The sequence below is a fragment of the Kitasatospora sp. NPDC059817 genome, from assembly GCF_042731835.1.
Taxonomy (GTDB): domain Bacteria; phylum Actinomycetota; class Actinomycetes; order Streptomycetales; family Streptomycetaceae; genus Kitasatospora.
Window position 1 is genome coordinate 10,649 of sequence record NZ_JBHWIR010000091.1, and the last position, 19,661, is coordinate 30,309.

19 protein-coding genes are annotated in these 19,661 nt (G+C 71.8%); 14 read left to right on the forward strand and 5 right to left on the reverse strand.

Annotated features, from left to right (window positions below):
* Positions 1 to 102: 102 nt before the first annotated feature.
* On the reverse strand, positions 103 to 1,074 hold the full coding sequence (locus ACFV61_RS20310) for a heme A synthase (protein ID WP_380493072.1): 972 nt from the start codon (positions 1,072 to 1,074) through the stop codon (positions 103 to 105).
* A gap of 218 nt (positions 1,075 to 1,292) precedes the next feature.
* Here ACFV61_RS20310 and ACFV61_RS20315 point away from each other — a divergent pair, with 218 nt between their 5' ends.
* Positions 1,293 to 2,645: a choice-of-anchor A family protein gene (locus ACFV61_RS20315; protein ID WP_380493074.1), complete on the forward strand. Its 1,353-nt coding sequence runs from the start codon at positions 1,293 to 1,295 to the stop codon at positions 2,643 to 2,645.
* A gap of 301 nt (positions 2,646 to 2,946) precedes the next feature.
* On the forward strand, positions 2,947 to 3,657 hold the full coding sequence (locus ACFV61_RS20320; RefSeq protein ID WP_380427291.1) for an LAETG motif-containing sortase-dependent surface protein: 711 nt from the start codon (positions 2,947 to 2,949) through the stop codon (positions 3,655 to 3,657).
* A gap of 122 nt (positions 3,658 to 3,779) precedes the next feature.
* Here the strand turns inward: ACFV61_RS20320 and ACFV61_RS20325 are convergent, their stop codons facing one another.
* Entirely contained in the window at positions 3,780 to 4,499 is a 720-nt protein-coding gene (locus tag ACFV61_RS20325; RefSeq protein ID WP_063351445.1) for an ABC transporter permease, read from the reverse strand.
* A gap of 50 nt (positions 4,500 to 4,549) precedes the next feature.
* Positions 4,550 to 5,476, reverse strand: a complete 927-nt coding sequence (locus ACFV61_RS20330; protein ID WP_380481460.1) for an ABC transporter ATP-binding protein — start codon at positions 5,474 to 5,476, stop codon at positions 4,550 to 4,552.
* Positions 5,477 to 5,640: 164 nt separating this feature from the next.
* On the opposite strand from ACFV61_RS20330, the gene ACFV61_RS20335 reads away from it, so the two are divergent.
* From ACFV61_RS20335 to ACFV61_RS20375, 9 genes are all read left to right on the forward strand, one after another.
* On the forward strand, positions 5,641 to 6,483 hold the full coding sequence (locus tag ACFV61_RS20335) for a metalloregulator ArsR/SmtB family transcription factor (RefSeq protein WP_107452933.1): 843 nt from the start codon (positions 5,641 to 5,643) through the stop codon (positions 6,481 to 6,483).
* A gap of 9 nt (positions 6,484 to 6,492) precedes the next feature.
* The gene (sufB, locus tag ACFV61_RS20340) at positions 6,493 to 7,908 is read left to right on the forward strand and encodes a Fe-S cluster assembly protein SufB (RefSeq protein WP_363368925.1); all 1,416 of its coding nucleotides are present in this window, start codon (positions 6,493 to 6,495) and stop codon (positions 7,906 to 7,908) included.
* A 64-nt stretch (positions 7,909 to 7,972) separates the two neighbouring features.
* The gene (gene sufD / locus ACFV61_RS20345) at positions 7,973 to 9,205 is read left to right on the forward strand and encodes a Fe-S cluster assembly protein SufD (protein ID WP_363368927.1); all 1,233 of its coding nucleotides are present in this window, start codon (positions 7,973 to 7,975) and stop codon (positions 9,203 to 9,205) included.
* Positions 9,206 to 9,210: 5 nt separating this feature from the next.
* A complete protein-coding gene (locus ACFV61_RS20350; RefSeq protein WP_063349526.1) occupies positions 9,211 to 9,528 on the forward strand; it encodes a bifunctional 3-phenylpropionate/cinnamic acid dioxygenase ferredoxin subunit in 318 nt (105 codons plus the stop codon).
* A gap of 6 nt (positions 9,529 to 9,534) precedes the next feature.
* Positions 9,535 to 10,299, forward strand: a complete 765-nt coding sequence (sufC, locus tag ACFV61_RS20355; protein ID WP_063349527.1) for a Fe-S cluster assembly ATPase SufC — start codon at positions 9,535 to 9,537, stop codon at positions 10,297 to 10,299.
* A complete protein-coding gene (locus ACFV61_RS20360; RefSeq protein ID WP_063349528.1) occupies positions 10,296 to 11,555 on the forward strand; it encodes a cysteine desulfurase in 1,260 nt (419 codons plus the stop codon). Before sufC ends, ACFV61_RS20360 begins: the two co-directional genes overlap by 4 nt.
* Before the next feature lie 16 nt (positions 11,556 to 11,571).
* Positions 11,572 to 12,024: a Fe-S cluster assembly sulfur transfer protein SufU gene (sufU, locus tag ACFV61_RS20365; RefSeq protein WP_063349529.1), complete on the forward strand. Its 453-nt coding sequence runs from the start codon at positions 11,572 to 11,574 to the stop codon at positions 12,022 to 12,024.
* A gap of 21 nt (positions 12,025 to 12,045) precedes the next feature.
* Positions 12,046 to 12,426: a metal-sulfur cluster assembly factor gene (locus ACFV61_RS20370; RefSeq protein ID WP_279634938.1), complete on the forward strand. Its 381-nt coding sequence runs from the start codon at positions 12,046 to 12,048 to the stop codon at positions 12,424 to 12,426.
* Positions 12,427 to 12,551: 125 nt separating this feature from the next.
* Entirely contained in the window at positions 12,552 to 13,211 is a 660-nt protein-coding gene (locus ACFV61_RS20375; RefSeq protein ID WP_063349530.1) for a Uma2 family endonuclease, read from the forward strand.
* Between the two features lie 61 nt (positions 13,212 to 13,272).
* Here ACFV61_RS20375 and ACFV61_RS20380 read toward each other — a convergent pair whose 3' ends face one another.
* On the reverse strand, positions 13,273 to 14,604 hold the full coding sequence (locus ACFV61_RS20380; protein WP_380375149.1) for an MFS transporter: 1,332 nt from the start codon (positions 14,602 to 14,604) through the stop codon (positions 13,273 to 13,275).
* A gap of 345 nt (positions 14,605 to 14,949) precedes the next feature.
* On the opposite strand from ACFV61_RS20380, the gene ACFV61_RS20385 reads away from it, so the two are divergent.
* Positions 14,950 to 16,599: a hypothetical protein gene (locus tag ACFV61_RS20385; RefSeq protein WP_380493076.1), complete on the forward strand. Its 1,650-nt coding sequence runs from the start codon at positions 14,950 to 14,952 to the stop codon at positions 16,597 to 16,599.
* A gap of 61 nt (positions 16,600 to 16,660) precedes the next feature.
* Here ACFV61_RS20385 and ACFV61_RS20390 read toward each other — a convergent pair whose 3' ends face one another.
* Positions 16,661 to 17,104: a VOC family protein gene (locus ACFV61_RS20390; RefSeq protein ID WP_063349531.1), complete on the reverse strand. Its 444-nt coding sequence runs from the start codon at positions 17,102 to 17,104 to the stop codon at positions 16,661 to 16,663.
* A gap of 320 nt (positions 17,105 to 17,424) precedes the next feature.
* On the opposite strand from ACFV61_RS20390, the gene ACFV61_RS20395 reads away from it, so the two are divergent.
* Complete coding sequence (locus ACFV61_RS20395; protein ID WP_380493078.1) at positions 17,425 to 18,513, forward strand: hypothetical protein; 1,089 nt, start codon at positions 17,425 to 17,427, stop codon at positions 18,511 to 18,513.
* A 264-nt stretch (positions 18,514 to 18,777) separates the two neighbouring features.
* On the forward strand, positions 18,778 to 19,661 hold an 884-nt coding region (locus tag ACFV61_RS20400; protein WP_380493080.1), incomplete at its 3' end, for an alkaline phosphatase PhoX.

Below are 19,661 nucleotides of genomic sequence, written 5' to 3' on the forward strand. Positions count from 1 at the left end.
CGGGGCCCCGCCCGGCCGCCTGTCGCCGCCGCGCGCGGGGGGGGTTGGCTGTAGCCCCCCCCCCCCGCCCCCCGCAGGGGGGGGGCCCCCCCGCCCCGATGCTCAGACGGTGGCAGCCTGCGGGGTCTGTGCGGGCAGCTGGTCGGGGGCCGCTTCTACCTCGCGTACGCGCAGGGCGAGGGGGATGCGGAGGGCGGCGATCCAGGTGAGGGTGGCGCCGAGCATGTGGAGGCCGACCATCAGCTCGGGGGCGTCCGTGAAGTACTGGATGAAGCCGAGGACGCCCTGGAGGAGCAGGACCGCCAGCAGTTCCTTGGTGCGGGCCTTCGCCGCCGGCGGGGCCTTGATGGCGGCGAGGACGAAGATCATCGCGATGGTCAGGCCGACCGAGACGAACGCGAGGTCGGCGTGGAACTGGGCCAGCCTGTCGTAGTCGATCGGGATCCGGGGGACGATCTTGTTGTCCTTCGGCGTGCCCGGGTGGTGGCCGGCGCCGGTGACCAGGGTGCCGGCTGCGACCAGCAGGCCGACGACCAGGACCAGCACGTAGGAGAGCTGGTGGATGGGGCGGGCCACGCTGAGCTTCGGGGCTCCGTCGCCCTCCTTGGAGCGCTCCCACATCAGCAGGGCAACCCAGACCAGCGCCATCGCGGCGATCATGTGCAGTGCGACGGTGTAGGGGTTCAGGCCGGTCAGCACGGTGATGCCGCCGAGCACGGCGTTGCTCATCACCAGCCAGAACTGCGCCCAGCCGAGCTTGGTCATGCTGTGCCGCCAGGGGCGGTGGCAGCGGGCGGCCAGGATGGCCCAGCCGACGGCAGCGCTCAGTACGTAGGTGAGCATCCGGTTGGTGAACTCGACGACGCCGTGGAAGCCCATCTCGGCGGTCGGGGTCAGGCTGTCGGCGGTGCAGCGGGGCCACGTCGTACAGCCGAGGCCGGAGGCGGTGAGGCGGACGGCGCCGCCGGTGACGACGATCACCACGCTCATCACCAGCGCGGCGAACGCAGCGCGCCGGACCATCACGGCGGACGGCTGCCAGCGGTCGGCGAGCAGGGAGAAGGGATTAGGCACGGGGCCAATCGTAGGCGGCCTTACAGGGGATCTTGGGGCGGGGCGCGAGCGTGACCCGGGCGCGGGGGTTACCCGGGGTCGGGTGGGTGCAAACCGGACTCTTCGGTCAAGGCGGTCATTGGTCTTGACCAATCACCTGTGAGGCCGAAAGAGTGCGGATTGGTCCATACCTTTTTTCGGACCTCTCCCACTCCTCCCGCACAAGCGGAGACCTGCACATGCGCATACCCACGTCCGCCGCCGCGCTCGCAGTCGGCGGCTCGCTCGCACTGGCCGGCCTGATCGCCCCCGCCGCCGCCCACGCCGCCGACCCCGGCCAGGAGTGCCGCAGCCTCGGGGTCGCCAACCTCTACGGCGAGTTCATCGAGGGCGACGACACCCACACCCCCGACGCCGAGGGCGCCGTCGCGGTGGGCGGCAACGCCGACTTCACCGGCGGCTTCTCGGTCGGCCAGGAGCTGACCCCCGCCGAGGTCGACGCCCTGCCCGGCAAGAACGCGCTGGTGGTCGCCGGCCGCATCACCGGCCACAACACCCAGGTGATGAAGGGCAACGGCGTCTACGGCTCCAAGGCCGACGGCGCCGTCGTCCAGGCCCACCAGGGCGCCATCGCCCAGGGCGCCTCCCCGATCGACTTCAAGGCCGAGTTCGCCAAGCTGCGCGCCGCCTCCACCGCGCTGGCCGCCGCGCCGCAGACCGCCGGCGCCACCGTCCAGGCCGACGGCGCCAAGCTCACGTTCACCGGCGGCGACGCGAAGTACAACAGCTTCACCGTCGACGCCGCGAAGCTCCAGGGCGCCAAGGACGTCTTCCTCAAGGTGCCGGCCGGCTCCGTCACCGTGGTCACCGTGACCGGCGGCTCGTACGACATGGCGGCCGCCGGGACCACCGGCTTCCACCTGTGGGACGAGGCCAAGGCGTCCTTCGTCCTGGACGACAAGCTGCAGAGCGCGGCCGGCGGGGCGATCCGCGCCAAGCTGCTGTGGAACTTCCCCACCGCGACCAAGGTGGTCAAGAGCAGCAAGGCCGCCTGGGCCGGCACCGTGCTGGCGCCCAGCGCCGCCTTCGACCTCGGCAGCGGCGGCCCGGTCAACGGTTCGGTCATCGCGGCCTCGCTGACCGGTAAGGGCGGCGCGGAGACGCACCACTACCCGTTCGCTGGCTGCCTGCCCGGTGTCGTCGTCCCGACGCCGTCCACCACGCCCACCACGCCCACCGTGCCGCCGGTGGTGCCGAGCGGGACGCCGTCGGCCTCCACCACGCCCGGGACGCCCGGCACCTCGGCCACTCCCGGGACCTCGGCGAGCCCGTCGGCCACGCCCTCCGCCCCGGTGAGCGGCAAGCCGAGCGCGGGTGCCTCGGCCAGCCCGTCGGCCACCGCCTCGGCGGGTGTGCCGGCCGCCTCGGCCTCGGCCTCGGCGAGCCCGTCCGCCCAGGCGAACGCGGGCGGCAACCTCGCGCACACCGGCTCCGGGCCCGTCGTGCCGCTGGCGATCGGCGGCGCGGTGGTGCTCGCGGCCGGTGGCGCGATCGTGGTCGTCACCCGGCGTCGGGCGGCCAAGAAGGCCTGATGGTTTCGCCGGTCGACCGGTGCTGCGCCCTCGGTGATTGAACCTGATCACCGGGGGCGCACGTATTTCAGTCAGGTGACGAAGTTCATTCAAGTTTGCCGAATCCGCGTTCCGCGAGGTGGCAGCTGTGATGGGCTGGTCATACACATCAGACGACGGACCAACAGACGAAATTCGGTCGTACGGCGGGGTGTGGAGAGGTGCGGGAGTGCCGGTAGAGTCCCCCGGACAGTCGTAGCGGGCCACCGCGAAACCTTCAACACGCCTGCTGCGCAAGACCGTTCTGAGGGGAACAGCGTAAATGGCGCGACAGCAGCGGCACATGCGGATCGGCGCGGCGGCACTCGCCGGGACGGCGGCGGCCGGAATTCTCCTGCCTCTGGCGCTGGCAACCAACGCCTCGGCGCACGTGCCGAGTTGGTCGGTGACCTGCGACAAGATCGTGATCGATCTGATCAACTACAGCCCCAAGCCCGACGTGAAGAACACCGTCAGCCTCACCATCGACGGCGAGAAGGTCCTGGACGCCAAGGCCTTCCCCGCGGAGTTCCACGGCACCTTCCCGGTGAAGGACCACACAGCCCCCGTCAAGGCGAACCTCGTGGTGAACACGACGGAGACCCCCAACGAAAAGGGCTGGAACATCAACGAGACCAAGACGATCGAGCCGTGCCACACGCCGACTCCGACGCCGACTCCCACCCCCACGCCCACCAAGACCCCGACCCCGACACCCACCCCGACGCCGTCGCAGACCACGACTCCGACGCCGACTCCCACGCCGACGCCCACCAAGACCCCGACCCCGTCGGCCTCGCCCACCGCGAGCAAGACCGCGACCCCGACCCCGACTGTGACCCCGGTCCCGACGCCCACCACCAGTGGCCCGGCGCTCGCCCAGACCGGTAGCAACGACGCCACCCCGATGATCGCGGCGGCCGGCGGCGGCGTGCTGCTGGTCGGTGGCGCGCTCGTCCTGCTGGCCCGCAAGCGTCGCGGCAGCCAGAGCTGACGTTCCGTCGGTGACGTGAGACCGCCCCCCGGCCGAAGCGGCCGGGGGGCGGTTCCCGTGTGGGGCGGCCTCACATGCGGTGCGGCCTCATGCACGGAGCGGTTCACGTGCGGGGCCGGGGGCTACTCCCAGCGGAAGAAGCGGGCCGCGGCGGCCAGCCCGAGGACGGCCCAGCCGGCCAGGATGCCGAGGTCGGACCAGGGCACCCCGGCGCCGTGCTGGAGGACCGACCGCAGGCCGTCCGAGAGCGCGGAGATCGGCAGCAGCTCCAGCACCGACTGCACGGCCGAGGGGAACTTGCTCAGCGGCACGATCACCCCGCCGGCCAGCAGCAGCAGGATGAACACCAGGTTGGCGGCGGCCAGTGTGGCCTCCGCCTTGAGCGTGCCGGCCATCAGCAGGCCGAGGCCGGAGAAGGCCGCGGTGCCGAGCACCAGCAGCGCGACGACCGTCAGCGGGTTGCCCTGCGGGGACCAGCCGAGCGCCAGCGCGATCACCGACAGCAGCGCGACCTGCAGCGCCTCGGTGACCAGGACGCAGCCGGTCTTGGCGGTCAGCAGTGCCCAGCGCGGGAGCGGGCTGGCGCCGAGCCGCTTCAGCACGCCGTAGCGGCGCTCGAAGCCGGTGGCGATGGCCTGCCCGGTGAAGGCGGTGGACATCACGGCCAGCGCGAGCAGGCCGGGGGCCAGGAAGTCGACCCGCTTGCCGGGGCCGTCCACCGCGACGATGTCCACGGCCGAGAACAGCACCAGCAGCACGGTCGGGATGACCACGGTGAGCAGCAGCTGCTCGCCGTTGCGCAGCAGCATCCTGGTCTCGAAGGCGGTCTGGGCGAGCAGCATCCGGCCGACCGGGGCCGCGCCGGGCTTGGGGGAGTAGTCGGTGGTGGTACTCACGAGCGCAGGTCCCGTCCGGTCAGGTCGAGGAAGACGTCTTCGAGGCTTCGGCGCTGGACGGACAGCCGTTCGGGCAGGACTCCGGAGGCTGCGCACCAGCCGGTGACGGTGGCCACCAGCTGCGGGTCGACGGGCGCCTCGACGCGGTAGCTGCCGGGGGTGGTCTCGGTGGCGGTGGCGCCCTCGGGCAGTTCCTTGAGCAGCGGGCCGAGGTCGAGCCCGGGCGGGCCGTCGAAGCGCAGGGCGTTCTCGGCGCCGCCGCGGCACAGCTCCTCGGGGCTGCCGGTGGCGATCACCCGGCCGCGGTCGATGACGGCGACCTGGTCGGCGAGCTGTTCGGCCTCGTCCATGTGGTGGGTGGTGACGACCACGGTGACGCCGTCCCGGCGCAGGTCGCGGACCAGCTCCCAGGTGGCGCGCCGGGCCTGCGGGTCGAGGCCGGCGGTGGGCTCGTCCAGGAAGACCAGCTCGGGGCGGCCGACCACGGCCATGGCCAGGGCGAGCCGCTGCTGCTGGCCGCCGGACAGGCGCCGGTAGGCGGTGCGGCCGCAGGAGCCGAGGCCGAGCCGCTCGACCAGCGCGTCGACGTCCAGCGGGTGGGCGTGCAGCGCGGCGGTGTGGCGCAGCATCTCGACGGCGCGCGCGCCCGCGTACACGCCGCCCGATTGGAGCATGACGCCGATCCGGGGGCGCAGCGCGGCGTTCTGGGCGACCGGGTCGAGGCCGAGGACGCGGACGGTGCCGGCGTCGGGGCGGCGGTAGCCCTCGCAGGTCTCGATGGTGGTGGTCTTGCCGGCGCCGTTGGGGCCGAGGACGGCGGTGATCGCGCCGCGTGCGATGGTGAGGTCGAGGCCGTCCACCGCGGGCTTGTCGCCGTAGTGCTTGACCAGCCCGGCGATCTTCACCGCGGGTTCGGAGTGCATACCGGCGAGTGTAAGAGGCCCCGACGCCGGGCCCGGACGGCGCCCTCGATGATCGTTTTCGCAGGTCAGGTAAGGCTTACCTGCGTGACAGATGACACGAGTGAGGCCTGCATCACGGCTTGTCCTGTCGGAAGTAATTACGCAACACTGGTGTTGTGAAAAACATGCGCGAGCACGCCACGCCCCAGGAGGCCGAGTCGGCCCCCGGGTGCGACGTGCCCGTGACGGCGGCCGAGGTGCTGCTGGAGGGCCACCGCGCCACCCGGGACCGGGTCGCCCGGTCGATCCTCGACCACGGCCCCTCCTCCGCCGCCGACCTGGCGAGCCGGCTCGGCCTCACCGCCGCCGCCGTCCGCCGCCACCTGGACGGGCTGGCCGCCGCCGGCCTGGTCGAGTCCCGCGAGCAGCGGGTCTACGGCAGCCGTGGCCGGGGCCGCCCGGCCAAGGTCTTCGCCCTCACCGACGGCGGCCGAGACGCCTTCTACCAGGCGTACGACCAGCTCGCCGCCGACGCGCTGCGCTGGATCTCCGACTCGGTCGGCGGCGGCAAGGCGGGCGAGGAGGCGGTCGCCGCCTTCGCCCGGGCCCGGTTTGGTAAGCAGGGCGAGAAGTACCTGGAGCTCCTGCGGCTGGCCGAGGCGGGGGAGCGCACCGAGGCGCTCGCCCAGGCGCTGAGCGCGGACGGGTACGCTGCCACGGTGCGGCGGGTCCCGCCGGCCGTGGCGAAGGCCCCGGCGGGCGCCCAGCTCTGCCAGCACCACTGCCCGGTCGCGCACATCGCCGAGCAGTTCCCGCAGCTCTGCGAGGCGGAGACCGAGGTCTTCTCGCAGCTGCTGGGCACCCATGTGCAACGGCTGGCCACCATCGCCCACGGCGACGGGGTCTGCACCACCTATGTGCCGGCACCCGGTGCCGCATCGTCGCCTGCCCGGCGTTCCGCGGGCCGCGGCTCCGATGCAGTGCCGACTGCCGGTACGTCCACCGAAGATTCAGCGTCCGCGCGTTAGGAAGCTCGCATGACTGACACCGTTTCGCACCCCGAGCTCGAGGGCCTGGGCACCTACGAGTACGGCTGGGCCGACCCGGACACCGCCGGTGCCGCGGCCAAGCGCGGGCTCAGCGAGGAGGTCGTCCGCGACATCTCCGCGAAGAAGAACGAGTCCGAGTGGATGCTGAACCTGCGTCTCAAGGGCCTGAAGCTGTTCGGCAAGAAGCCCATGCCGACCTGGGGCTCCGACCTCTCCGGCATCGACTTCGACAACATCAAGTACTTCGTCCGCTCCACCGAGAAGCAGGCCGAGTCCTGGGAGGACCTGCCCGCGGACATCAAGGCCACCTACGACAGGCTGGGCATCCCGGAGGCCGAGAAGCAGCGCCTGGTCGCCGGTGTCGCCGCCCAGTACGAGTCCGAGGTCGTCTACCACCAGATCCGTGAGGACCTGGAGGAGCAGGGCGTCCTGTTCCTGGACACCGACACCGCGCTGCGCGAGCACCCGGAGGTCTTCAAGGAGTACTTCGGCACCGTCATCCCGGCCGGCGACAACAAGTTCGCCGCGCTGAACACGGCGGTGTGGTCCGGCGGCTCGTTCATCTACGTGCCCAAGGGCGTCCACGTCGACATCCCGCTCCAGGCCTACTTCCGGATCAACACCGAGAACATGGGCCAGTTCGAGCGGACGCTGATCATCGTCGACGAGGACGCGTACGTCCACTACGTCGAGGGCTGCACCGCGCCGATCTACTCCTCCGACTCGCTGCACTCCGCGGTCGTGGAGATCATCGTCAAGAAGGGCGGCCGCTGCCGCTACACGACCATCCAGAACTGGTCGAACAACGTCTACAACCTGGTCACCAAGCGCGCCGTGGCGTACGAGGGCGCGACCATGGAGTGGGTCGACGGCAACATCGGCTCCAAGGTCACCATGAAGTACCCGGCCGTCTACCTGATGGGCGAGCACGCCAAGGGCGAGACCCTGTCGATCGCCTTCGCGGGCGAGGGCCAGCACCAGGACGCCGGCGCCAAGATGGTGCACATGGCGCCGAACACCTCCTCCAACATCGTCTCCAAGTCGGTGGCGCGCGGCGGCGGCCGGACCTCCTACCGCGGTCTGATCGAGATCGGCGAGGGTTCCAAGGGCGCCAAGTCCAACGTGCTGTGCGACGCGCTGCTGGTGGACACCATCTCCCGCTCGGACACCTACCCGTACGTGGACGTCCGCGAGGACGACGTGTCCATGGGCCACGAGGCGACGGTCTCCAAGGTCAGCGAGGACCAGCTGTTCTACCTGATGAGCCGGGGCATGACCGAGTTCGAGGCGATGGCGATGATCGTCCGCGGCTTCGTCGAGCCGATCGCGCGCGAGCTGCCGATGGAGTACGCGCTGGAGCTCAACCGGCTGATCGAGCTGCAGATGGAGGGCGCGGTCGGCTGACGTCCAGCCGCTGACCGCCCACCGACTTTTCGAGCTTTTCGAGGAAGAGAGCACTACGACAGCCATGGCTGACGTCAACACCACCACCGGCTCCACCACCGCCGGGTCGATCGAGGTCGGCACCGCCGGCGCCGGCGCCCAGCTCGCCGGCCCCGGCACCGGCCGCGCCACCGTCCAGCAGCCGATCGACGCCCGGGTCGCCGTCAAGCCCTCGTTCGAGGTCGGCGACTTCCCGGTGCCCACCGGCCGCGAGGAGGACTGGCGGTTCACCCCGATGCACCGCCTGGGCGGCCTGCACGACGGCACCGCCGCCGAGGCGGCCAAGGGCGAGGACAAGGTCGAGCTGAGCCTGCCGGACGGCGTCACCGCCGAGACCGTCGGCCGCGACGACGCCCGCCTGGGCAAGGCCGGCAAGCCCGTCGACCGGGTCGCCGCGCAGGCGTTCAGCGCCTTCGAGCAGGCGCTCGTCGTCACCGTCCCCCAGGACGCGGTGCTCACCGAGCCGGTCAAGATCGACGTGCACGGCGAGGGCGGCACCCGCTTCGCCCACGTGGTGGTCGACGTCAAGCCGTTCGCCGAGGCCGTCGTGGTGATCAACCACACCGGTACCGGCACCCGGGCCGCCAACGTCGAGCTGCTCGTCGGCGACGGCGCCAAGCTCACCTTCGTCTCCGTCCAGGACTGGGACCGCAACGCCGTCCACGTCGCCCAGCAGACCGCGCTGGTCGGCCGGGACGCCTCGCTGAAGTCCGTGGTCGTCACCTTCGGCGGCGACGTCGTCCGGATCCACCCGCGGGTCAACTACGCCGCGCCCGGCGGCGAGGCCGAGCTGTTCGGCCTCTACTTCGCCGACGCCGGCCAGCACCTGGAGCACCGTCTGGTCATCGACCACGACACCCCGCACTGCCGCTCCAACGTGGTCTACAAGGGCGCGCTGCAGGGCCAGGACGCCCACGCCGTCTGGGTCGGCGACGTGCTGATCCGCGCCGCCGCCGAGGGCACCGACACCTACGAGCTCAACCGCAACCTGGTGCTCACCGACGGCGCCCGGGTCGACTCGATCCCCAACCTGGAGATCGAGACCGGCGAGATCGTCGGCGCCGGCCACGCCTCCGCGACCGGCCGCTTCGACGACGAGCAGCTGTTCTACCTGCGGTCCCGCGGCATCCCGGCCGACGAGGCCCGCCGCCTGGTGGTCCGCGGCTTCTTCGCCGAACTCGTCCAGCAGATCGGCGTCGCCGAGATCCAGGACCAGCTGATGGAGAAGATCGAGGCCGAGCTGGAAGCGGCGGTCTGATCCAGATGACCTTCCTCCGTGCCTGCGCGCTGAGCGACCTCCAGGAGGACGTGCCCAAGCGCGTGGACCTCAACGGCGTGCCGGTCTCCGTCGTCCGCACCGACGAGGGGGTGTTCGCGATCAACGACACCTGCTCGCACGCGAACGTCTCGCTCTCCGAGGGCGAGGTCGAGGACTGCATGATCGAGTGCTGGCTGCACGGCTCCAGCTTCGACCTGCGCACCGGCAAGCCCTCCGGCCTGCCCGCCACCAAGCCGGTCGCTGTCTACCCCGTAAAGATCGAAGGGGACGATGTGCTCGTCTCCGTCAACCAGGAGTCCTGAGTACCCATGGCAACGCTTGAAATCCGCGACCTGCACGTCTCCGTCGAGGCCGAGAACGGCCCGCGCGAGATCCTCAAGGGCGTCGACCTGACCGTGAAGCAGGGCGAGACCCACGCGATCATGGGTCCGAACGGCTCCGGCAAGTCCACCCTGGCCTACTCGCTCGCCGGCCACCCCAAGTACACCGTCACCGGCGGCTCGGTGCTGCTGGACGGCGAGGACGTCCTGGAGATGTCCGTCGACGAGCGCGCCAAGGCCGGCGTCTTCCTGGCCATGCAGTACCCCGTCGAGGTCCCCGGCGTCTCGGTGAGCAACTTCCTGCGCACCGCCGCCACCGCCGTCCGCGGCGAGGCCCCCAAGCTGCGTCTGTGGGTGAAGGAGGTCAAGGAGGCGATGGCCGCCCTCCAGATGGACCCGGCCTTCGCCGAGCGCAACGTCAACGAGGGCTTCTCCGGCGGCGAGAAGAAGCGCCACGAGATCCTCCAGCTGGAGCTCCTCAAGCCGAAGATCGCGATCCTCGACGAGACCGACTCCGGCCTGGACGTCGACGCGCTGCGGATCGTCTCCGAGGGCATCAACCGGGTCCGCTCGACCGGCGAGGTCGGCACCCTGCTGGTGACCCACTACACCCGCATCCTGCGGTACATCAAGCCCGACTACGTCCACGTCTTCGCGGGCGGCCGCATCGTCGAGTCCGGCGGTGCCGAGCTGGCCGACAAGCTGGAGAACGAGGGCTACGAGGCGTATGTGAAGGGGGGCGCGTCCGCGTGACGCATCCGTTCACGGGTCTGCTCGACACCGACGCGATCCGCAAGGACTTCCCCATCCTGCAGCGCGTGCTGCACGAGGAGAAGCCGCTCGTCTACCTGGACAACGCGGCCACCTCGCAGAAGCCGCGCCAGGTGCTGGAAGCCCTGACCGCCTACTACGAGCGGCACAACGCCAACGTCCACCGCGGCGTGCACGTGCTCGCCGAAGAGGCCACGGCGCTCTACGAGGGCGCGCGGGACAAGGTCGCGGCCTTCGTCAACGCGCCCAGCCGCAACGAGGTGATCTTCACCAAGAACGCCTCCGAGTCGCTCAACCTCGTTGCCAACATGCTCGGTTGGGCCGACGAGCCGTACCGGGTGGACGCCGACTCCGAGATCGTCATCACGGAGATGGAGCACCACTCCAACATCGTTCCGTGGCAGCTGCTGTCGCAGCGCACCGGCGCGAAGCTGAAGTGGTTCGGGCTCACCGACGAGGGCCGGCTCGACCTCTCCAACATCGACGAGCTGATCACCGAGAAGACCAAGGTGGTCTCCTTCACCCTGGTCTCCAACCTGCTCGGCACCGTCAACCCGGTCGAGACGATCGTGCGCAAGGCCCAGTCGGTCGGCGCGCTGGTCGTCATCGACGCCTCGCAGGCCGCCCCGCACATGGTGCTGGACGTCCAGGCGCTGGAAGCCGACTTCGTCGCCTTCACCGGTCACAAGATGCTCGCCCCGACCGGCATCGGCGTGCTCTGGGGCCGCCAGGAGCTGCTGGAGGACCTCCCGCCGTTCCTCGGCGGCGGCGAGATGATCGAGACCGTCACCATGGGCTCGTCCACCTACGCCCCGGCGCCGCACAAGTTCGAGGCCGGCACCCCGCCGATCGCCCAGGCGGTCGGGCTCGGTGCGGCCATCGACTACCTGTCGGACATCGGCATGGAGAAGATCGCCGCGCACGAGCACGCGATCACCGCGTACGCGGTCGAGCGCCTGCTGGAGGTCCCGGACCTGCGGATCATCGGCCCGCGCACGGCCGTCGACCGCGGCGCCGCGATCTCCTTCACCCTCGGCGACATCCACCCGCACGACGTGGGCCAGGTGCTGGACGAGCAGGGCATCGCCGTGCGCGTCGGCCACCACTGCGCGCGGCCGGTCTGCCTGCGGTACGGAATTCCGGCGACCACGCGGGCGTCGTTCTACCTGTACTCGACGCCGGGCGAGGTCGACGCGCTGATCGACGGCCTGCACCACGTCCGGAACTTCTTCGGCTGACGGGACTGGGCAGGACATGAAGCTCGACTCGATGTACCAGGACATCATCCTGGACCACTACCGCAACCCCCACGGCAAGGGGCTGCGGGACGGCGACGCCGAGGTGCACCACGTCAACCCGACCTGCGGTGACGAGATCACCCTGCGGGTGCGGCTCGACGGCTCGACCGTCGCCGACGTCTCGTACGAGTCCCAGGGTTGCTCGATCAGCCAGGCCAGCGCCTCGGTGCTGAACGACCTGGTCGTGGGCAAGACCGTCGGCGAGGCGCAGACCGTCCAGGAGGCCTTCCTGGAGCTGATGCAGAGCAAGGGCCAGGGCGAGGGCGACGAGGAGGTGCTGGAGGACGCGGTCGCGTTCGCCGGCGTCTCCAAGTACCCCGCCCGGGTCAAGTGCGCCCTGCTCAGCTGGATGGCCTGGAAGGACGCCACCGCCCAGGCGCTCGCCCAGCACCCCGCCGTGAACGACTGACCCGCAGAGGAGGACAGAACAATGAGTGACGAAACCCCCTCCGCTGCGGAGGAGCAGCCGAACGGCGTCGTCATCGTCGGCACCACCGCCGGCACCGTGTCCGTGGAGGACCTGACCGAGGCCCTGATGGACGTCGTCGACCCCGAACTGGGCATCGACGTCGTCAACCTGGGCCTGATCTACGGCATCCACATCGACGAGTCCGACGTGGCCACCATCGACATGACGCTCACCTCGGCGGCCTGCCCGCTGACCGACGTCATCGAGGACCAGGCCAAGACCGCCACCGACGGCCTGGTCCAGGACCTGCGCATCAACTGGGTCTGGATGCCGCCGTGGGGCCCCGACAAGATCACCGACGACGGCCGCGACCAGCTCCGCGCCCTGGGCTTCAACGTCTGACGGACGGCCCTTTTGTCAACTCGCTGCCGCGCAAACCTCTCCTTCGGGGGAAAGGTTTGCGCGGCAGTGGTATATCTGCCAGCGGGCGGCCAGGCTGGAGCCGCGACCTCGGAGGGAGCGAAGTCATGTCGGTAGTTGCGTTCGCGCAGTTGCTTCTGCCTGACTCGCCGTACGCCATGTGGGTCCGGGGAGAACTCGGCGAGTATCTCCGGCTCCCGGATGACGGCACGCGGGTTGAGGTGATCGGAGGGGAGATCGTTGTGTCACCAGCCCCGGTGTACCTCCATGAGGGGATCCTCACGGACATTCAGGAGTCGGTGCTGGCAGGCAAAATCGCTGACGCGAAGTTCCAATGGCGCGCCGTCCGGACGGTCAACCTGGACCTGGTCGAGGTCGAGGGCGGTTACATCCCGGACATGGTGATCGTGCGCAGGGACGTCGATGCAGAGAAGCGGGCCAAGGATGTGTTGTACGTCCACCCGGCCGATCTTGAGCTGGTGGTGGAGGTGACCTCCGCGTCCAATGCGCGCCATGACCGGCGCCCCATGTTCGGTCGACAAGTGAAGCCCACCAAATGGAGTGGTTACGCACGCACCGGGATCCCGTACTACCTGTTGGTCGACCGTGACCCGCGGCAGCCCGGCGTCACCTTGTTCGGCGAGCCGGACCGAGGCGAGGGGACCTACCAGGTGCTGGGTCAGTGGAAGTTCGGCGAGCCAGTTCGGTTGCCCAAGCCCTTTGATCTTGAGATCAACACCGATGACTGGGCCCCTTGGGCTGAGTAGCCCTGTACGAACGCCGCCCGGGACGAATGGTCGTCCCGGGCGGCGGTGTTTTTGGGGCTGGTCAGGACTGCTTGGGTTTGCGGGCGACGGCTATCGCCAGGGCCGTGCAGAGGGCGGCGGCGATGGCGGCGAAGCCGCTGACGGCGGGGAGGAGGCCGTAGTGCTGGACCAGGGCGCCGACGGCGACGATGGGGAGGGAGCTGCCGAGGTAGACGATGATCCACAGGGAGCTGAGCTCGGAGCCCCGGCGTTCCGGGTTCATCGCGGCGACGGCGGTGGTGAAGAGGGAGCGGAAGGCCACACCCTGGCAGATGCCGCCGAGGACGCTGCCGATGAACAGCAGCGCCGGGGTCTCGGTGTACTGGGCGGCGACGACCAGGGCGAGGCCGGCGGCGAGGCCGCCCATGCCGAGGGCGATGACCAGGCGGTCGGAGGTGGGCGGGACGAGGAGCTGGGCCAGCGCGGACGAGCCGAGCAGCAGGGCGGCCACGATCGCGCCGGTCAGGTGCGAGGAGGTGTGCAGCAGCTTGGCGGAGAAGGCCGGGGCGAGCGCCAGGTAGACGCCGAACACCGCGTACGAGATGAAGCCGGCCGAGGCGGCGAGCAGGAACTCGCGGCGGCCGGTGCGGGGCAGGGCGAGCCGGCGGGGGCGCAGGTGGGCCGGGGTGGTGATGCGGGGCGGGGTGGCCGGCGGGCGGTTGCGGCCGGGCATCCGCGGGTGGACGAGGGCCAGCGGCACGCAGAGCGCCAGCAGGGCGATGGCGTGCAGCAGGAAGGGCGTCAGCAGCGGGTCCGTGCCGTTGGCGAGCAGGGCGCCGACCACCGGGCCGAGCGCGACGCCGCCGGCGGAGCAGGCCAGGGTGAGCTTGGCGGCGAGCGTCGGGTGGTCGGGCAGCAGGTCGCCGAGGGCGGCCCCGGCGGCGCCGGTGGACAGGCCGACGGCGATGCCCTGGACGGCCCGGCCGGCGGCGAGCTGCCAGAAGCTGCCCGAGGTGGCGAACACGACGTCGCCGGCGGCGGCCAGGGCGACGGCGGGCAGGATCAGGGCGCGGCGGCCGAGGTGGTCGGACCAGTGGCCGACCACGGCGAGCACGGGGACCAGCGCGAACACGTAGATCGTGAAGAGGATCGTGGTGTCGAGCGGGCCGAGGCCGAGGCGCTGCTGGAGGAGCGGGTAGATCGGCGTCGCCAGGTTGGCACCGATCAGCATCAGCAGCAGGGCGGCGGCGACCAGGCCGACGCGGACACCGCGCAGCGCGTTCCAGCGGCTGACCGCGGCGAGCTGGAGCTGGGCGCGGGGCGCGAGCTCCAGGGGAAGCAGGGCCTCCGAGAGTCGGCGTCCGTCGAGCTGCGCGGTGCGCAGGCCGGAGCCGGCGGGGGAGAGGTCCGCCATGTAAGGGATCTCCTGTGGCAGGGCACCACCGGGTCGGCGGGGTGTGCCGGCGCGCCCGTCCTGAGGCGCTGTGGTGGTGGCCGAGGTGCGGGGCTCCCTGGTGGAGCGGGTGAGCTGAGTGGGCCCCTCCTGCCCGGTGTCGGGCGGGGAGGGCGAAGGGCTTCATTGCCCGGTGGCCCGCGCGGGGTGTGCACGGTGCCAATGCGAAGGATAAAGGGTGGGCGCACGGTTGCGGCGCGCGCCCCTTGAGGCCGGGCATCGGGGGTGCCCGGCCTATACGCTGAGGTGGTGGATCGGGACGCTGAGCTGATAGGCGGACCGCTGGCTGAGGGAGAACGCACAACGATGGCCGGACGACGTCGGAAGAACGCCGGGGCTTCGCCGGGAGAGAGTGCGGCCGAGCCGGTTCTGCCCGCCGACCTGGAGCTTCAGGACCTCTACGGGGCGTTCGCCGCGCACGGGCTGGACGACGAGGACCTGGACGACGCGGCGGTCCTGGTACCGCCGGTGAAGCTGCCCGCCGAGGAGGAGCTGGCCGCCCTGGCGAAGGCCGTGCCGATGTTCGGGTACGCGCTGGCGCTGGCCCGCTGGGCCGCCCCGCACCGGGTGGTGGACGAGTTCGGCGACCTGGTGGAGGAGGACCGGGCGCCGGCGGCGCAGCTGCTGGGCCTGGCGCCCGCCGAGGGGGAGGTGCCGGAGGAGGCGGAGGTCGAGGCGATGCGGGCCTGGTCGCTGGCCTGTGACCTGGACCTGGTGGAGATCGGGACGACGGCGGCCGGTGAGCACGTCGCCGTGCCGGGCCCGGATCTGGAGCCCGCCGAGGAGGGTGACCCGGAGACCGTCCTGGAGCTGTGGCTGACCGCCGCCGGGATCGTCCGGGAGCTGGCCGTGGAGGCCGACTCGCTGCCGGAGGAGGAGGCCGTGCGGGCCGCCGAGGGCGGGGAGGCCGGGGAGGCCGTGGAGGGCGGTGAGGAGGACGAGGACGCCCTGAGCGAGGTCGAGGAGGCCCGGGACGCCGCCGCCGAGCTGTTGGACGAGGCGTTGCAGGTGCTGTACGAGACCACCGCCTTCGCCGATCCGGGCAACGAGACCGTGCCGCTGGGCGTGCTGGCCGCGCTGCTGGTGGTGCCGGAGGGCGAGGAGCCGAGCGAGGAGCTGCTGGGCGACATCACCGATGTGATGGTCGCACTGGACCCGATGCTGGGCGACCTGGCCGAGCTGGGCCTGCTGGAGTACCGGCCGATCGACCCGGAGCTGTTCGACGAGGAGGAGGGCCCGGAGGGCGAGGAGCCCGCCCTCGTCGGCGAGGCGCCGCTGGACGATGAGGAATCGGCGCGCTTCGGGCTCGTCCGGCTCACCCCGCTCGGCCAGTACGGCATCCGGCAGTGGCTGCTGGAGGACGGCTACGACGCGCCGCTGGTCGGCGAGCTGGCCCAGGGCGACGCGGCCGAGCTGCTGCGCGCGGTGTGCGAGGCCGCCAACGTGCTGCCGGACGAGGAGCTGCGGGTCTGGATCACCGGCCGGGAGCCGGTGGCGGCGGCGCGCGAGCTGCTGGCGGCGGCGCGCGGCGACGACGCGTACGCCCCGATGCGGCGGATGCTCGGCGTCTCGGCGCTGAACATGCTGGGCGCGGCCGCCGAGCCCGCCGTGCGCGACGTGCTGGACGACCCCGAGCTGGGCGGCGCCGCCCGGGCCTGGCTGACCTCGAAGGGAGCGACGGACGTGCCGGTACCGGAGCGGACGATGGCACTGTGGACGGTGGTCGACACCTTCGCCGCCCAGCTGCTGGACAGCGGCGGCGACGCCGAACTGCTGCGCGAGCTGATCGCGGACCTGCCGGTGACCGGCAACCCTGCGTCCTACTTCGGCGAGCTCTGGCGGGTCGACCACCCGTACACGGCGGACGTCCTGGAGGCCGTCGGGGAGCTGCACCTGGACCGGGCGGTGGCCAAGGAGGCGCGCAAGGCGGCCTTCAAGGCGCGGTCCAAGGGCTGACGGGCCGACGGGGGGGCTTCGGGGGGCCGACGGGGCTTCGACGGGCTGATGGGCCGGCGGGTCAGGGGAGATCGAGGGAGCCGTCCTCGGCGAAGGGGAAGAACGGGTTGTGGGCCAGCTCCCAGAGGTGGCCGTCCGGGTCCTCGAAGTAGCCGGAGTAGCCGCCCCAGCTGGTCGGGACCGGCGGCTTGACCACCACGGCGCCGGCCTCGACCGCCGTCTTCAACGCGGCGTCCACCAGCGCGGGGGACTCCAGGTTCACAGCGAGGGTGACGCCGCGGAAGGCGGGCTCACCGGTGGCGGGCACGCCCGCGTCGGCGGCCAGCTCCTCGGTGGGGAAGAGGCCGAGCGCCGAGTCGGCGGTGCGGAACCAGACGATCTCCGGACTGGAGGCGGAGGACCGCCGCCAGCCCAGGTCCTCGTAGAAGCGGGCGCTGCGGTCGAGGTCGGAGACCCCGAGGGTGACGATGCTGATCCGGGCCGGGAAGCTGCTGTCTGCTGTCATGCCGCCAGGGTAGGGAGGGCGGCTGACAACCGCGCGTCCTGACACGGCCCGTGCCGGCCGGCAACCAGCAGTCCTGACACGGCCCGGGCCCGTCGGCGGCCGGGCGTCCCGACGCGGCCTGCGCCGGTGCCCGGTACCCGAGCTGATGACCCGGCAGGTCCCGGGCACTAAGGTGGCGTCGGCGGTGCGGGCGCGAGGACTCGGGGGTGCGGCACAGGATGATGCGGGAGAGTGGCGGCAGGCCCCCGGAGTGGAACGCCGGTCGGACGGACCCTGCGCGCGTCCCGGACCCGAGGAGCAAGGAGGAGCGTCTCGCCGCGGTGGAGGACTTCTCCCGCCGGACGGTGGCCGCGGCCGACTTCCCGGTGTACGGCGTGGTCGCGGGGCTGTCGCGCGGGGGCGGCGGGACGGGCGGCTGGGGCGAGGCGCTGGCCGCCTTCGAGACCTCCGGTGGCGAACTCGCCTGGGTCGAGGTGCAGTCCGGCGACTGGAGCTCGGTGGCCGGCCCGTACGTCAGCGTGCGCACCTACCGGCCGGACGCGGAGCGCGGCGAGGACCTGCCCGAGCTGGAGGACGTGGTCGAGGACGAACGGGACCGGGTCTACGACCACCTGGGGGTCGACGAGGGCGACGGGCCGGGCCGGGTGCGGGCGTTGCGTGAGTGGATCACCGTGGACGGCGAGCCGTACCCGGTGGAGGTGCACGAGGATCGGCCGGTGCTCTGGCCAGGCGCATCGGCCGCCGACGGGGCCGCACCGGTCTGGGCCGGGCGGCTGCGGATCGGCGGGTTGACCGTGACGGTGTGCGGGCGCGGGGTGCCGCCCGGCGGCGTGGAGCTCGGCGGGATCGCGGACTTCGAGCCGTACCTGCGCGGCCGGGCCGAGCTGCTGGGCGAGCTGGCCGCCCGGCGGGCCCGGCAGGTCCCGGTGGAGGAGCGTGAACTGCCGCCCGCCGTCGGGCTGGAGGCGCACCGGGAGCTGATCGCGCAGAGCGTCGCCGCGTCCGCCGCCGTCGAGGCGCAGGTCCGGGCCGGGCGGACGCCGCGGCGCCCGCGCGGGGACGCCTACGAGGTGCGCTGGGAGGTGGCGGTGCGCCAGCAGATGCGGCTCGCCACCGAGAACCGGGAGGAGGCGGTGACGGCGCTGACCGCGATGGTCAACCACCTCAACCGGCTTGCCCGGCACACGCATTGGCTGATCGGTACGCCGGAGGGCGGGGCGGCCGTCGAGGAGGTCGTCCGGTACACGGTGTTCGCCAGTGAGGTGGCGAGCCTGCCGGCGCAGCGGGCCTGGGAGCAGCTCTGGCGGGAGCGGCGGGGCGGCGGGCCGGAGGTCTGGGAGGAGCACCGGCTCGCCGAGCAGCTGTGGCTGTCGGCCTGGGAGCAGTGGCGGACGACGCGGTCGGGGTGACCCTCGGCAGGGCGTCGTGGGTCGGGGTGGCCCTCGGCAGGGCGTCGTGGGTCGGGGTGGCCCTCGGCGGGGCGTCGCAGGCAAAGCGGAGGTCATGTGTCGGTCATCGGTTGGCAAATGGCCGCCTGGGCGTGAGGTGGGCGTCATGCCTGGTTCATCCCCGCGGCGGAGTCTGCTGGGCGTCGACGCCCCGTCTCGACGCCCCGCCCGCCGGGCACCGGGCCCGCCCCCGGTCCGGCGGCCGATTCCTCAGGAGTTGCTGCCATGCCGCTGTCCCGCCGGGACTTCGTCAACCGTTCCACCCTCGTCGGGGCCGGCGTGCTGATCGCCGGCAGCGCGGAGGCGCTGGCCAGCGCCCCGGGCGCGATCGCCGCCCCGGCCGGCGGCGAGCTGCCGGCCGCGTCCGCGGCGGGTGACACCGGTGCGGTGCGCGCCGCCATCGGCTACGGCCCGCTGGTGCAGGACCCGGCCGGGCTGCTGTCGCTGCCCAAGGGCTTCGCGTACAAGGTCGTCAACCGCGCCGGCGTCACCCGGCTGCGCACCGGCGAGTTCACCCCGAGCAACCACGACGGCACCTCCGCCTTCGAGGACGAGCGCGGCGGCAACCTGATGGTCGTCAACCACGAGCTGTCCGGTGCCCGCGCCAACTGGCCGTACCCGGTGCCGCTGACCGAGGGCCACGTCTACGACCCGGGCGCGGCCGGCGGCTGCACCATCGTGCACGCCAAGCGGAACGGCTCGGTCGAGCAGTGGGTCGGCATCGCCGGCACCTCCACCAACTGCGCGGGCGGCGTGACCCCGTGGGGCACCTGGCTGTCCGGCGAGGAGACCGAGGACAAGGCCGGCAAGAACGGCTTCACCAAGGACCACGGGTACATCTTCGAGGTCGACCCGTTCGACGACGACTACAACCGCGACCCGCAGCCGGTGAAGGCCTTCGGCCGGTACGCGCACGAGGCCGTCGTGGTGGACCCGAAGCGCGGCCACGTCTACCTGACCGAGGACGCCTCGAACCCCAACGGCCTGCTGTTCCGTTGGACCCCGCCGGCCGGCTTCAAGCACGGCCGCTACCAGCTGCGCAAGCTGGCCGCCGACGCGGGCGTGCTGGAGGCCTTCAAGGTGTTCGACGCCCAGGGCAAGTTCGTCGA

Coding starts and splice junctions, on each gene's coding strand:
- sufD (WP_363368927.1), top strand. CDS start 7,973: ATGGCTGACGTCAACACCACCACCGGCTCCACCACCGCCGGGTCGATC.
- ACFV61_RS20330 (WP_380481460.1), bottom strand. CDS start 5,476: ATGCACTCCGAACCCGCGGTGAAGATCGCCGGGCTGGTCAAGCACTAC.
- ACFV61_RS20325 (WP_063351445.1), bottom strand. CDS start 4,499: ATGCTGCTCGCCCAGACCGCCTTCGAGACCAGGATGCTGCTGCGCAAC.
- ACFV61_RS20370 (WP_279634938.1), top strand. CDS start 12,046: ATGAGTGACGAAACCCCCTCCGCTGCGGAGGAGCAGCCGAACGGCGTC.
- ACFV61_RS20315 (WP_380493074.1), top strand. CDS start 1,293: ATGCGCATACCCACGTCCGCCGCCGCGCTCGCAGTCGGCGGCTCGCTC.
- sufC (WP_063349527.1), top strand. CDS start 9,535: ATGGCAACGCTTGAAATCCGCGACCTGCACGTCTCCGTCGAGGCCGAG.
- sufU (WP_063349529.1), top strand. CDS start 11,572: ATGAAGCTCGACTCGATGTACCAGGACATCATCCTGGACCACTACCGC.
- sufB (WP_363368925.1), top strand. CDS start 6,493: ATGACTGACACCGTTTCGCACCCCGAGCTCGAGGGCCTGGGCACCTAC.
- ACFV61_RS20320 (WP_380427291.1), top strand. CDS start 2,947: ATGGCGCGACAGCAGCGGCACATGCGGATCGGCGCGGCGGCACTCGCC.
- ACFV61_RS20350 (WP_063349526.1), top strand. CDS start 9,211: ATGACCTTCCTCCGTGCCTGCGCGCTGAGCGACCTCCAGGAGGACGTG.
- ACFV61_RS20335 (WP_107452933.1), top strand. CDS start 5,641: ATGCGCGAGCACGCCACGCCCCAGGAGGCCGAGTCGGCCCCCGGGTGC.
- ACFV61_RS20375 (WP_063349530.1), top strand. CDS start 12,552: ATGTCGGTAGTTGCGTTCGCGCAGTTGCTTCTGCCTGACTCGCCGTAC.
- ACFV61_RS20390 (WP_063349531.1), bottom strand. CDS start 17,104: ATGACAGCAGACAGCAGCTTCCCGGCCCGGATCAGCATCGTCACCCTC.
- ACFV61_RS20385 (WP_380493076.1), top strand. CDS start 14,950: ATGGCCGGACGACGTCGGAAGAACGCCGGGGCTTCGCCGGGAGAGAGT.
- ACFV61_RS20380 (WP_380375149.1), bottom strand. CDS start 14,604: ATGGCGGACCTCTCCCCCGCCGGCTCCGGCCTGCGCACCGCGCAGCTC.